The sequence below is a fragment of the Anaerocolumna aminovalerica genome (genome assembly GCF_900115365.1).
GTDB lineage: Bacteria > Bacillota > Clostridia > Lachnospirales > Lachnospiraceae > Anaerocolumna > Anaerocolumna aminovalerica.
This window is the reverse complement of sequence record NZ_FOWD01000050.1, coordinates 1-13,577: the sequence shown is the minus strand read 5'-3', so window position 1 is coordinate 13,577 and position 13,577 is coordinate 1. Positions and strand designations below refer to the sequence as shown.

The following is a 13,577-nucleotide window of genomic DNA, read 5'->3' as shown; positions in this document are numbered from 1 at the left end:
ATGAGTAGGAATCAAATCAGCTATTGCTATTAATATTAAAGCAAGGATAGGCAGATTAAACCTGGAAATATATAAGTGGTGTCATGTTAAAGGAGGCTATTATGGATAATAAAGAAAAATTCAAATATTTCTACCAACATGTTACTTCCAATAACCTTATTGAGGAAGTTCCAGAGTATGTATCAAATGACTGTACAATCAGGATAGGGGAAAAAATTATTCCGGTTGGTATAGATGGAATGAAGCAACACATTATTGAAGTTAAAAAAACATATCCAGATTTAAAGATGACAATTATACGTCAATATTGTGACGGTGAGTATGTTATTTCTGAATTTGTTATGGAAGGCACACATAAAGGTGAATGGTTAGGGATGAAGCCCACTGGTAAAAAATTATACATTACCGGCGTTGACATAGACAAAGTAGTAGATGGAAAAATCGTAGAACACGGAGGAGCAGCGAATACATTTGAAGCTTTGTTTGAAGCAAAGATTATTCAACCTGCTCCATAAAGGAAACCGATTTGAAATCATATATTATTGCTGGCTGAACCTGCGTTACCTGTTCATTCCATAAACAAAATTAGAAGCAAATAAAGGTATTAAGCGGAATTTCTTTAACACTGTTTGATCTACGGCACAAATTAAAAGCTGCATTTTGGTTAAAATGAAACTAAAAATGCAGCTTTTTATTATCTCAGTATATATCTTTCTATAAATGTCTTTTGTGTTCTTCACAACTGCTTCCTGCACAGGCATCTATAACCATATACAAGTCTTTTTACAGCTCAACATTTATACTCTTTCAAATATCAATTCTACTATCCCTTTCTCATCTTAATAATTCTTAATAATTGCTTTATGGAAACTAAATATTAAGCTACTATACTCTAATTAAGCAATTTAGATAGAGGAGTATGGAAGATGAAAATAATCATATTGACAGGAAAATTTGGTATGGGTCATATGACAGCTGCTTTAGCAGTCAAGCAGCAAATTGATAATAGTCATTTTAATGCTGATGTAGAAGTAATCGATTGGCTGGATTATATATCACCAAGATTAGCTAATAAATATTATTCATTTTTTCATTTTCTCGTGAACAAAGGCCGTAAGATATATAATATCAGGTATCGGCTTTTAGAAAACAAGAAAACAGACCAGAAACCAGATCTTAATGCAATTTTTAAAAAGTGCTTTACAAAGCTTATGGATGAAAAGAAACCGGATATAATAATTTCCACGCTTCCTGTTTGTTCTCAGTTCATGTCTATGTATAAGGAGAAAACCGGTTCTTGTATTCCTTTAATTACCTGTGTCACAGATATTACCGGCCATTCTGAATGGATTAATAAGAATACTGATTTTTATTTCGTAGGCTCACCGTCTGTAACAGATAAATTTATATCAAAAGGCGTATTACCGGATAAAATATTTGAAACCGGGTTGCCGGTTCGATTAGAGTTTCTTAATAACGATTTTTTTAAAAGCACCAATAGTAAGGATTTAAGACATATTCTTATTATGGGCGGTGGACTTGGAATGCTCCCTAAGACTTTCAACTTTTACGAAAGCTTAGAGCTATTACCCAACACAAAGGTTACAATAATAACCGGCAAAAATAATGGTTTATATGAACGTCTGAAAGACAGATATCAAAACATTACCGTGTTAGGATATGTTGATAATGTCTATGATTACATGAAACAAGCAGATATTATTATTACAAAACCAGGGGGAATTACGACTTTTGAAGCAATTTATGCAGAGGTTCCTATATTGGCTTTAAATCCATCACTGCAACAAGAGATATATAATGCACAATACATTCAGAAAATGGGCATTGGTACCATTATTCATGGTAATAGCAAACAATGTCTGGAGGAAATTGAAAAAATGCTGGATTATTGCCATTTAGATTACTACAAAAGTAATATTCAAAAGCTTAAAGGCCAGTTAAGTAAATATAAATTAACTAAGGTTCTTGAAATGACCATATGTGAAGGAAATACTTTGGCAAATAATGGTTTTAAGAATATATACCAGCCAATAAGGGAGGATTACAATATAAATGAAAAGATTAGTTTTAACATTCGATGACGGACCGGACCCGATTTATACCCGAAAGATATTGGACATTTTAAAAGACGAAAACATAAAAGCTTCTTTTTTTGTAGTGGCCAAAAATGCCCTTCAATATCCTGAATTAATTGAACGGATGAAAAATGAAGGACATTGTATTGCCCTCCATTCTCTGGAGCACAGGCATGCCTTTTTATGCGGTTATGGGTATACGAAATACGATTTTTCAAAAAGCTTAGAATTATTGCATAATATGGATTGTAATATAAGATATTATCGTCCCCCATGGGGTGTAAGAAATATTTTTACCAAAATATTTGTTAAGAAGCATAATTTACAAATGGTATTATGGGATGTTATGGTTGGAGATTGGAAAGCCGGTAATACTCCTGAGATATTGGCAAATAAAATTGAGAAAAAGATTTTTGATGGTGCCATAATTTGTCTTCACGATGGCTGTGAGAAGTATGGGGGAGTTAAGGGCTCTCCTTTTAACACCATAGATGCCCTTAAGATAGCAATACCAAAATTAAAAGAAGAAGGTTACAATTTTGTAACTGTCGAGGAGTTTCTTAATCATGCATGATCAAAGTATAAAAGCCAGAAAGCAAATAATCAGCATCCTGATTCTATTGGTACTTATTGTTATTACCATTTTATATTACCTTAAAGGATATACTTTACAAGATTTACAGAATGCATTAGCAAATGCTAATTTTGCTTATCTTTTTGGCGGATTTTGTATGATAATTATCTTTGTTATTTGTGAAGCGATAAATATCTATCTAATACTAAAAACCCTGAACCACAAAATACCTTTTTTCAGATGTTTTGAATACTCAAGCATTGGTTTTTACTTCAGTTCTATTACGCCTTCTGCCAGCGGAGGACAGCCGGCTCAAATATACTATATGAAACAGGATAAAATCCCTATGGCTGCATCTTCCATTACAATTTTTTTTATTGTATATGTTTATCAAATAGCCATGATCCTCATTGGCTTTATTATGACTTTGCTTCGTTTTTCTGAGGCATTATATTTTATAAGTAAACTGCGTTATTTATTTATATATGGTATGATTATGAATACAGGGGCAATCTTTATTTTCTTCTCACTTATGTACTCTAAGAAATTAGCCCCCTCTATTGTAGCATTTATCTTAAAGGCCGGAAATAAATTAAGGCTGGTTAAGAACATAGATGAGACTAAAAACAGATTTGATAAAAGCCTTGTATCCTATCATGAAAAGGCTATGATATTAAAGACACATCCTTTATTGTTTTTAAAAATATTGTTATTCTCAATAATACAGATGCTGGCTTTAAATTCAATACCCTATCTGGTATACTGTAGTATGGGATATAGGACAAAGGGTATTCTTGATATGATTACCTGCCAGTCAATATTGACAATTTCAGTTTCGGCAGTCCCTCTGCCTGGTGCAGAAGGGGTTACCCAAGGTGGTTTTTTACAGGTATTTAATGCATTTTTCCCATCGGATATGTTAACCTATGCCATGCTGATTAATCGAGTTATAAGCTTCTATTTACCCTTGCTATTAAGTTTTATTTTTTATATTTTTACACATATCAGAACTACAAAACAGTCTATCCGAGGTGATTTTCTTGAAGGAAAACAAAATTAATATCTTAGTTGCAGATGATGATGCCGATATTCGTGAAATCCTTGAAATCCTTTTAAAAGCAGAAGGTTTTGATGTTATTATGGCTTCCGACGGAAAAAAGGCTATTGAATTAGTTGACGAAAATATTGATTTAATCATTCTTGATGTGGCCATGCCGGAGAAAAATGGTTTTCAGGTATGTAAAGAAATCCGTAATGTATCCATTGCACCTATTTTATTCTTAACTGCAAAAGGTATGGAATCTGATAAAGCAATTGGATTTTCCGCAGGTGGGGATGACTATATGGTGAAACCATTTTCCAATGCTGAATTGATATTTCGTGTAAAAGCCTTGCTGAGGCGTTGTTATCATTATCAACCCTTTAACAAAGAAAAGAAAAATATTTACAAAATAGATAATATTATTATGGATGATAATACGAAAAGTGTTACGGTAGATAATATTCCAATTACATTAACTCCCATTGAATACGACATATTATGTTTAATGATGAGATATCCTAATAAGGTTTTTTCTGTGCAGAATCTTTACGAATCCATATGGAGCCAGGATTATTCTTATTTAGATAATAATACAATTGTTGTCCATATAAGTAATCTTAGAAAGAAAATTGAGAAAGATCCAAAAAATCCACAACATTTGAAAAGTATGTGGGGAAGAGGGTATTATGTGGGTGAATCGAATAAAGTCTTCTAAACTGGAATTAAAGCTGATGCTTAAGGTTGCCTCCTCAGGCTTTATATGCATTCTTATTTATTTATTATTGATTAATCTTGCAGTCTATTATATAGATCATATGAATGTGAATTCGGAAGTATATCATGAAAAAATCCTGAATACAAGCCAGGATTTTCAGAATTATATAACGGAAAACGAAGTTTCAATTAAAGACATTAGTGCTATTAAAGCCTGGGACAAAAAACAAAACTTAACTCATATTAAACTAGTTGATAACAACAAGGTTATTTATGATTCCTTAGACTATATTGTTCGAATTACTCCAAAAGTATCCTACATTTATTATGCGCCAGCCAAAAATCCATTTCAGGTAATAACCTTCCGTGATGGAGAAGCCAGCTTATATGTAACTATTTTATTTAAGCAGCGGATTGAGCAAAGACTGGATTATATTATAGGAATATTTTGCGTTCTTTTGTTCTTTATTTCAATATTTAGTGAATTTAAGAAGCTTGTAAGAGATATATTAGAAATTAAAAAAGGGATTCAGATTCTGGAAGGCGGTAATTTAACCTTTGAAATCCAGTCAAAAAGAAAAGATGAAATTACGGATCTGGTTAATTCAATCAATCGCATGAGCAAGGAATTAGACTTACAGAGAAAAGAAGAGGAAATATTAAAGCAAAAAAATTATGATTTAGTTACATCCATCTCCCATGATATCCGCACACCACTGACTACCGTTAATAGTTATATTGATTTAATACTGGAAGGAAAGTATTCAGATGCTGTTGAACTCAATCGGTTTCTAACAAAAATAAAGGAAAAATCCATTCTGATTAATGACTTGACAGATAACCTTTTTTCTCATTTTCTAAATCAGAATAAAGATTATTCCTATAATTTTGAAACCATTATCGGAAATGAATTTATAATACATTTACTCAGCAGTATGGAAGAAAGCTTAAAAGATAAGGGATACCAGGTAGTTATTGAATTGGATTTACAAGACGAGTTCTTCTTAAAGGTTGACATAATGCAGATTGAGAGAGTATTTAATAATCTGGAAGGGAATCTTATTAAATATGCCAGAAAGAGTGAGCCTATCATTTATACCGCTTCTCTCGTTAATAACAACCTATATATTACCGGTAATAATTATATACTGGAGAATAACCCTCTTGACAGTCATGGTGTAGGAATCATTAATTGTCAGGAAATCATTAAACTACACTTAGGGGAAATGAGAACCTTTATTGAGAATGAAAATTATCATGTTATTATAACTCTCCCTGTTTACCTGTTTCCATAAACCCATGTTGTTTTGCAGATGTAGTTATCTTCCAGGCAACCCAACGTCTGGAAGTGTCGTTTATGCCTGGATGAATGACAAGAAGTCTTATATTTCGACATTTTTTTATTAACATACCAGCAATTTTGTGATATAATCCTTTTTAGCATGTTCCTTCGATTCATTCTATTTCATTTTCATTTTTCTAGCCGTTAAATAAAATAAATAAAACTGAAGGTTTCATGCTGTTTTAATAGCTAATATTTATTATATAGATATCATATAACAGTTTTTTATTGAAAATAGTCCAATATCACATTGATATCAGTTGGGTGTTCTTGTCCTTCGACTTCTGGCCTATACTCTAATTATAAATAGATTTCTAATTCATGGCTTCCTTCTTTTAATTTTACCTGCATTTTTTTGATTATTTATCATATTATTAATTAAGATTTTAAATAATAGGTAAATTTATGGATAATCCTCAACACCGTCAGACACATGTTCACGAAATCCTGGGAAGCGTTCAGATAGCTGAGTTGCAAGATCCTCATAGCCATCGATTTGCTACTATTTCTGGTGATGCTATTCCATATGGTACGGATCATTATCATGAAGTACTATTTAAAACAGATTTTTTCAGGGAACATTATCACGAATTTCATGGCAATACCACTACTTCTATACCTGTGGGGAATACTCATGTTCATTATCTGGAATCTGTAACTACTGTTGATGATGGTCATTCCCACAGATTCAAGTTTGCAACATTAATCGACGATCCCACAAGTAATAAGAGTTAATATCTGATCTGGTAATTACATTTTACACCTTAAGTACCAAATAAGTACTTCCCTGTGGCAGCTCCACTATATCCCTATACATTACATATTTATATTTTAAAAAACGAGTAGCCACCCATTGAGAGGCTACTCGTTTTTCTAATATCCATATAAAAATATATAAATATACTTATTTATATATCAATTCCCTGATACATATTATTTATAAAGTTCCACTAATTTTAACAGATGTTCATATCGTTCCTGTGCAGCCTTTTCAGAATCACTATATAGTTTTTCTGCACGCTCAGGGAAGGAACGATGTAAACGGCTGTAACGTGTTTCATTATTTAAGAATTCTTTATAAGAACCATCTCCCGGTTTAGAAGTCAATGTAAATGGATTCTTTCCTTCTGCTTTAAGAGCAGGATTGAAGGAGAATAGATTCCAATATCCAGCTTTAACAGCAGCTTTCATTTCATCCTGACAGTGGTTCATGCCTCCCTTGATTCCGTGAAGTTCACAAGGTGCATATCCGATGATTAAGGATGGTCCGTTATAAGCTTCTGCTTCAGCAATAACTTTAACAGTCTGAGCTGGGTTAGCACCAAGAGCAACTTGTGCTACATATACATAACCATAGCTCATAGCGATTTCAGCAAGGCTCTTCTTTCCAATCTCTTTACCGGCAGCCGCAAACTGACAAACTTCACCGATATTAGAAGCTTTAGAAGCCTGTCCTCCTGTATTGGAGTACATTTCTGTATCGAATACCATAACATTTACATTCTCTCCTGAAGCAAGTACATGGTCAAGTCCACCGAATCCGATGTCATATGCCCATCCATCACCACCAAGAATCCATACGGATTTTTTAGCAAGGTATTGTTTCTTTTCAAGAATTTCCTTAGATAATTCACATCCTGCAGCAGCTGCTTTTTCAAGTTCAGCAACTAATACGTCAGTGGCAGGAGTGTTTTCTGTTGTATTATCTTTTGTTTCCATAAACTTAGCAATAGCAGCTTTTAATTCTGTGGATGCTTGTTCAGAAGCAGCAACCTTCTCAAGTTTAGCGATAACTTGATCACGAAGAGTCTTCTGTCCTAAATACATACCGAATCCGTGCTCTGCATTGTCTTCAAATAAGGAATTAGCCCATGCAGGACCCTTTTTGGAATCTTTATTAACTGTATATGGACAAGTTGCAGCAGGACCGCCCCAGATAGATGAACATCCTGTAGCATTAGAAATATACATTTTTTCACCAAAAAGCTGTGTAATTAAACGAGCATAAGATGTTTCAGCACATCCTGCACAGCTACCTGAGAACTCAAGAAGTGGTTGATTAAACTGAGATCCCTTAACTGTAGTATCAGCTGGCATTCCTGGTTTCTTACCTACATTAGCCACTAAGTAGTTAAATACTGGTTGCTCTTCTGCCTGAGATTCCTGAGGAACCATGGTTATAGCATTGGAAGGACATACTGTAACACATTCGCCACATCCCATACAATCTAAAGGAGATACGCTCATTGTGTACTTGTATTCACTAGCCTTAGGCTTTGTATCAGAAATCTTAATGTTAGAAGGTGCCGCTTTTACTTCCTCATCACTTAACATAAATGGACGAATAGTAGCATGGGAACATACAAATGCACATTGGTTACATTGAATACATGTTTCCGGATTCCATTCTGGTACAGATACAGCAATACCACGTTTTTCATATGCGGAAGCACCTATTTCAAACTGTCCATCTATATGCTCTACAAATGCAGATACAGGTAGATTATCACCATCCATTAAGTTAATAGGATTCATAATATTCTTAACCATCTTAACTGTCTTTGGAAGACCTGTTATTTCTGTTTCCGGAGCATCTGCTTCTGGATTAGACCAGGAAGCTGGAACTTCTACTTTATGAAGAGCATCTACACCGGCATCAATTGCTTTGTAGTTCATTTCTACTACTGCATCACCTTTTTTACCATAAGATTTCTTAGCAGCAGCTTTCATATACTCAATAGCCTTTTCAATTGGCAGAACATTTGCTAATTTAAAGAATGCTGACTGAAGAATAGTATTAGTACGTTTACCCATACCAATCTCAATTGCTTTATCAATAGCGTTGATTGTATATAATTGAATGTTGTTATCAGCTATATATTTCTTAGCTTCGGCATTCAACTTAGTGCTTAATTCTTCATCGGACCATTGACAGTTGATCATAAAGATTCCGCCCGGTTTCACATCCTGAACCATCTTATATCCTTTAACAACATAGGATGGGTTATGACATGCCACAAAGTCAGCCTGATTTATATAATATGGGCTCTTAATTGGTTTGTCACCAAAACGAAGGTGTGAAATTGTAACACCGCCGGTTTTCTTAGAGTCATATTGAAAATATGCCTGAATATACTTATCTGTATGGTCACCAAGAATCTTAGTTGAATTCTTATTAGCACCTACTGTACCATCACCGCCAAGACCCCAGAACTTACACTCTACAGTACCTGCTGCGGAAGTAATAGGAGCTGGTTTTACTTCCGGTAAACTTAAGTTTGTAACATCATCTATGATACCGACTGTAAAACGTGCTTTCGGAGCATCTTTCTGCAATTCTGTGTATACAGCAAAGATAGATGAAGGCGGTGTGTCCTTGGAACCAAGTCCATAGCGACCGGCTGTAAGGATAACATCATTCATCCCTGCTTCACGAAGAGTTACAGCAACATCAAGATAAAGAGGATCCCCTAATGCACCCGGTTCTTTTGTACGGTCAAGAACAGCGATCTTTTTAACTGTCTTAGGTAATACTTTCATAAGGCTGTTAGATACCCAAGGGCGATATAAACGAACCTTAACAAGTCCGACTTTTTCACCTTTCGCTGTTAAATAATCGATAACTTCCTCAGCTACATCACAAACAGATCCCATAGCAATGATGACACGGTCAGCATCCGGAGCTCCATAATAGTTGAATAAATCATAATCTGTACCAAGCTTTTCATTAATCTTTGCCATGTATTTTTCAACAACAGCAGGTAAAGCATCATAAGCTGTGTTACATGCCTCACGATGTTGGAAGAAAACGTCTCCATTTTCATGAGAACCACGCATAGCAGGGCGCTCCGGATTTAGTGCATGTTCACGGAAAGCTTTAACAGCATCCATATTGCACATTTCCTTTAAATCTTCAAAATCCCATTTTTCTATTTTTTGAATTTCATGAGAAGTACGGAATCCATCAAAGAAATTGATAAATGGAACTTTTCCTTCAATTGTTGCAAGATGTGCAACTGGGCTTAAGTCCATTACTTCTTGTGGGTTTGATTCAGCTAACATAGCGAAACCTGTCTGACGACAAGCGTATACATCACTATGGTCTCCAAAGATGTTAAGAGAATGTGTAGCTACAGTACGTGCAGATACATCGAATACACACGGAAGTTGCTCACCAGCAATCTTGTACATATTAGGGATCATTAGAAGAAGTCCCTGAGAAGCTGTAAATGTAGTAGTAATTGCACCTGCAGCAAGAGAACCATGAACTGTTCCTGCCGCACCTGCTTCGGATTGCATTTCAACAACCTTTACCTGGTTACCGAAAATATTCTCTAATCCTGCAGCAGACCACTGGTCAACAACATCGGCCATTGGACTTGATGGTGTAATTGGATAAATAGCGGCAACATCTGTAAACGCATATGCTACATGAGCTGCAGCCGTATTACCATCCATTGATTGTTTAGCTCTAGTCATTTAAAATTTCCTCCTTTTTGATTCACAGTCGTCAAATTTCCCTGTTAATCGACATAATTCTATCATTTATTTAAAAGTTTGTAAAGGTCTGCATGCCTCAATTAGTTATAAAATTATCAATGTATAATTGTAAATATTGTAGGCAAATAATGAAGAAATTTCCTAATAGCAGTTGCCATTTTGTAAATTTACTATATAATTATTTTATTTAAGAATTTTTTTATAGTTAAAAAGGGGAAGCATATAAATAATAAACTATTGCTGTTATAATGCTGAAGAGCATCTTCTGCAGCAAGGCGTTTACTACACTAAGTTCCAGATTATGTAACCATCAATAGACTAGACTTCTCACCCTTAATAAAGAAATCATACGATTTCTTCTTATCCATACATTCACATAAAAATAGGAGCTCTATTTGAGCTCCTTTCTTTTCTTCATATTGTCTAAAATGTCATTGGTCTTATCTAAAACATCTTCTTTGATATCCTCTAGTTTATTTCCAATATCCCCTTTAATGGTCTGCATTTTCCCTTCAAACTCCATTTCATTATCATCAAAAACCTTACCCAATGATTCCTTTACTTTACCTAAGACTTTATCTTTTTCATTCTTAATACTATTTTCCACAACTGCACCTCCTGTCTGAACTACCGGAAATATTTGTCCATTTCCGGTATGTTTACATGTATCATCCGTTTACCATACACATACTAACAGTAATAATATGTGTATAATTTTTCTAATTTATTCTGACAATTATGTTATCTTTAACTTATCCTTATTATGTGTGCAGTTGAATTGAAATGTTTTTGTTAAAAAAACATATACTTTCTGTTCAATGTATCATACCAATACTTTTTGTTAAAGTATCTTGCCATATATTTTTCCATAATTTTATTAGAGTATAATTTCTATAAAATTCGATAACAGTTTCGAGATACATTTCTCACAATCTAATCCAATAAAAAATATAAAAAATAATTATATCAATCCCTGCTTTTTTATAAGCTCCTTAAATAATCTCCTCCACCAATTCCCACAAGATTTCTGATATATCTCCACTTAATATATAGTCGGCCATATGGTCATTTGGAGTACAGTCCTTATTTATAAGGATTAATTTATCCCCCTTATAATACTGTAACAGCCCTGCCGCAGGATATACCACTAAAGAAGTACCTCCTACAATCAAAACATCAGCATTCTTAATAGCATGAATTGCATATCTATAGATATTATCATCAATGGATTCTTCATATAAAACAACATCAAACCTTATAGTGCCTCCACAATCTTCGCACTTTGGTACACCAACCCTATGAAAGGCATATTCTGATGAATACCTCTTCCCGCATTTCATACAATAGAATCTGGTAGCATTTCCATGAAATTCAATAACATTTTTAGAGCCGGCAAGCTGATGAAGTCCGTCAATATTTTGCGTAACAATGGCTTTCAGTTTCCCTTTTTCCTCCAACTTAACCAGCGCCTTATGGGCATTGTTGGGTTGTGCATCCGGATAATACAGATTATTTCTAAAGTAATCATAGAATTCCTTGGTATGCTTTGTAAAGAAAGTATGACTTAGCATATATTCTGGTGAATAATCAGTACCGGTTGCTCTGTTATACAAACCGGTGGCAGATCGAAAATCCGGAATATTAGAGGCTGTGGATACCCCTGCACCTCCAAAGAATACAATATGATTACTTTCTTTTAAAATTTCTTTAACTTTATTTAAGGTTTCTTTATTCATGGCATTTACCTCCTATCATTAGCAGAATCACTTGTACTAACTTATAATTATAACATATAAAATAGTATCCAGAAAGGCAACTTTATATTTGAAATAGTATAAATAACATCCTCAAACTGCTTTAATAAGATTCTAAATGATTCTGCTTTCCGGACTCTTACTCTCTTTCAAAAGCAGTTATAAGAGAACAAAAAAATAATTAAGAATATTAACTTCGTTATAAGACAGTATTGTATTGTAAATGCAGCTTGTAAATTCTTAAAAATATAATTGGATAGTTATTTATTGATAAAACGGTAACTAAGTACAGACATTTCACATAAAATAATTTCAATGACACATCTGGGGTATGCATAATGAATTATACAATATTTAAAATTATTGAATCAGTAATTTTTGTAACCGCATTATCTACCGATGCATTTATTGCAAGTTTAGCCTATGGTAGTAACAAAATTAAAATTCCCATGATTTCAGCCTACGTAATCTCGTTCTTATGTACTGTTGTACTAGGAATTTCACTTTTACTTGGTACTTTTCTCAAACCATATATACCTGGTGTGGTATTACATCTGGTTTCCTTTGGTATCTTATTTGTTTTAGGCATCATCAAGCTACTGGATAATATAATAAAATCTATAATTGATAAACATACCGTAATAGATAAGCAAATCAAATTCAGTCTGCTAAATCTAAACTTCATTTTAAATATCTATGCTAATCCGAAAGAAGCCGATATCGATGATTCGAAAATACTTTCACCCAAAGAGGCTTTATCCCTTGCTATCGCTTTGTCCATTGACAGTTTGGTGGCTGGTGTTGGTGCGGCATTGGCAAGTGTTAGTATATTAGCAGTCTTAATATCATCTTTGCTATTTAGTGTTCTGGCTGTAAAATTAGGAGAATATTTAGGGAATAAGCTAAGTGACAAAGTACCTTTTCGCCTATCCTGGCTAAGTGGTATAATATTAATATCTCTGGCTTTTATAAGGTTATTCTAAATAAGTAAACAAAATCAGCACCCTAACCCTTTGGTATTTTAGGATGCTGATTTTGTTATTAAAAGAGATGAACTCTCACCATTCATTTCTGAAAGAAATTGGCACTATGGAGAAATGAACACTAGAAATGACACTTCACTACGTAGGATGTAAATAGTAGGATGTAATTACGAAAAAATGTTAAAAAAATTGAATAGTGTCTTTAATAACAATACAAACGAACATAAAAAAGTGTCTTCGGCACATCAGCTCCCCTAGCCCCTCATTCATGAGGGGAATCTGGGGGTTTCTTTTTTTGTCATTCTGTTTCATAATAGTCATATGAATATATTACAGAAGATTTTCAATGACAATTATGAAATAATTAAATATTCTCTTCATCCTCGCCATGTTGTTATGGAAAACATTGAAAAGATGATTAACTGCGGCGATCCTTCCTTTGGCGGTGCCATGTACGGCTGTTCCCATTGTGGTGAACTTAAATTCGTTCCGTTTCGCTGTCACTCCAAGTTTTGCCCTACCTGTGGCAACAAGTACTCCAACGACCGCTCTACCATGATGTCTTTTAAGCT

At 34.0% G+C, this 13,577-nt stretch carries 12 protein-coding genes; 9 read left to right on the top strand and 3 right to left on the bottom strand.

The window, feature by feature from the left end:
* Positions 1-101: 101 nt before the first annotated feature.
* The 7 genes from BM183_RS18505 (at position 102) to BM183_RS18470 (ending at position 6,503) form a co-directional block, all read left to right on the top strand.
* Complete coding sequence (locus BM183_RS18505; protein WP_091688793.1) at positions 102-515, top strand: ester cyclase; 414 nt, start codon at positions 102-104, stop codon at positions 513-515.
* A gap of 411 nt (positions 516-926) precedes the next feature.
* Positions 927-2,102, top strand: coding sequence for an MGDG synthase family glycosyltransferase (locus BM183_RS18495; protein ID WP_091688789.1), 1,176 nt, complete (start codon positions 927-929; stop codon positions 2,100-2,102).
* Positions 2,074-2,670, top strand: coding sequence for a polysaccharide deacetylase family protein (locus BM183_RS18490; RefSeq protein WP_091688787.1), 597 nt, complete (start codon positions 2,074-2,076; stop codon positions 2,668-2,670). Before BM183_RS18495 ends, BM183_RS18490 begins: the two co-directional genes overlap by 29 nt.
* On the top strand, positions 2,663-3,730 hold the full coding sequence (locus tag BM183_RS18485; protein WP_091688785.1) for a lysylphosphatidylglycerol synthase transmembrane domain-containing protein: 1,068 nt from the start codon (positions 2,663-2,665) through the stop codon (positions 3,728-3,730). Before BM183_RS18490 ends, BM183_RS18485 begins: the two co-directional genes overlap by 8 nt.
* Positions 3,711-4,427, top strand: coding sequence for a response regulator transcription factor (locus BM183_RS18480; protein ID WP_091688783.1), 717 nt, complete (start codon positions 3,711-3,713; stop codon positions 4,425-4,427). Before BM183_RS18485 ends, BM183_RS18480 begins: the two co-directional genes overlap by 20 nt.
* Positions 4,399-5,721, top strand: coding sequence for a HAMP domain-containing sensor histidine kinase (locus tag BM183_RS18475; protein WP_091688781.1), 1,323 nt, complete (start codon positions 4,399-4,401; stop codon positions 5,719-5,721). Before BM183_RS18480 ends, BM183_RS18475 begins: the two co-directional genes overlap by 29 nt.
* 452 nt (positions 5,722-6,173) lie before the next feature.
* Complete coding sequence (locus tag BM183_RS18470; protein WP_091688780.1) at positions 6,174-6,503, top strand: YmaF family protein; 330 nt, start codon at positions 6,174-6,176, stop codon at positions 6,501-6,503.
* A gap of 198 nt (positions 6,504-6,701) precedes the next feature.
* Here BM183_RS18470 and nifJ read toward each other — a convergent pair whose 3' ends face one another.
* The 3 genes from nifJ to BM183_RS18455 form a co-directional block, all read right to left on the bottom strand.
* Positions 6,702-10,247 (bottom strand): pyruvate:ferredoxin (flavodoxin) oxidoreductase, encoded by a 3,546-nt coding sequence (gene nifJ, locus BM183_RS18465; protein ID WP_091688778.1) that lies wholly within the window; start codon positions 10,245-10,247, stop codon positions 6,702-6,704.
* A gap of 412 nt (positions 10,248-10,659) precedes the next feature.
* Entirely contained in the window at positions 10,660-10,875 is a 216-nt protein-coding gene (locus tag BM183_RS18460; protein ID WP_091688776.1) for a CsbD family protein, read from the bottom strand.
* Positions 10,876-11,260: 385 nt separating this feature from the next.
* On the bottom strand, positions 11,261-12,004 hold the full coding sequence (locus BM183_RS18455) for an NAD-dependent protein deacylase (RefSeq protein WP_091688774.1): 744 nt from the start codon (positions 12,002-12,004) through the stop codon (positions 11,261-11,263).
* A 356-nt stretch (positions 12,005-12,360) separates the two neighbouring features.
* Between BM183_RS18455 and ytaF the strand changes: the two genes are divergently transcribed.
* Both ytaF and BM183_RS18445 read left to right on the top strand, forming a co-directional pair.
* A complete protein-coding gene (gene ytaF, locus BM183_RS18450; protein WP_091688772.1) occupies positions 12,361-13,005 on the top strand; it encodes a sporulation membrane protein YtaF in 645 nt (214 codons plus the stop codon).
* Between the two features lie 321 nt (positions 13,006-13,326).
* Positions 13,327-13,577 (top strand): transposase zinc-binding domain-containing protein (locus tag BM183_RS18445; protein WP_170847998.1); only part of this gene is annotated, 251 nt, incomplete at its 3' end.

Excerpts from the sequence above, each read along its gene's own strand:
- BM183_RS18470 (WP_091688780.1), top strand. The coding sequence starts at position 6,174 with ATGGATAATCCTCAACACCGTCAGACACATGTTCACGAAATCCTGGGA.
- BM183_RS18475 (WP_091688781.1), top strand. The coding sequence starts at position 4,399 with ATGTGGGTGAATCGAATAAAGTCTTCTAAACTGGAATTAAAGCTGATG.
- BM183_RS18485 (WP_091688785.1), top strand. The coding sequence starts at position 2,663 with ATGCATGATCAAAGTATAAAAGCCAGAAAGCAAATAATCAGCATCCTG.
- nifJ (WP_091688778.1), bottom strand. The coding sequence starts at position 10,247 with ATGACTAGAGCTAAACAATCAATGGATGGTAATACGGCTGCAGCTCAT.
- BM183_RS18490 (WP_091688787.1), top strand. The coding sequence starts at position 2,074 with ATGAAAAGATTAGTTTTAACATTCGATGACGGACCGGACCCGATTTAT.
- ytaF (WP_091688772.1), top strand. The coding sequence starts at position 12,361 with ATGAATTATACAATATTTAAAATTATTGAATCAGTAATTTTTGTAACC.
- BM183_RS18505 (WP_091688793.1), top strand. The coding sequence starts at position 102 with ATGGATAATAAAGAAAAATTCAAATATTTCTACCAACATGTTACTTCC.
- BM183_RS18495 (WP_091688789.1), top strand. The coding sequence starts at position 927 with ATGAAAATAATCATATTGACAGGAAAATTTGGTATGGGTCATATGACA.
- BM183_RS18455 (WP_091688774.1), bottom strand. The coding sequence starts at position 12,004 with ATGAATAAAGAAACCTTAAATAAAGTTAAAGAAATTTTAAAAGAAAGT.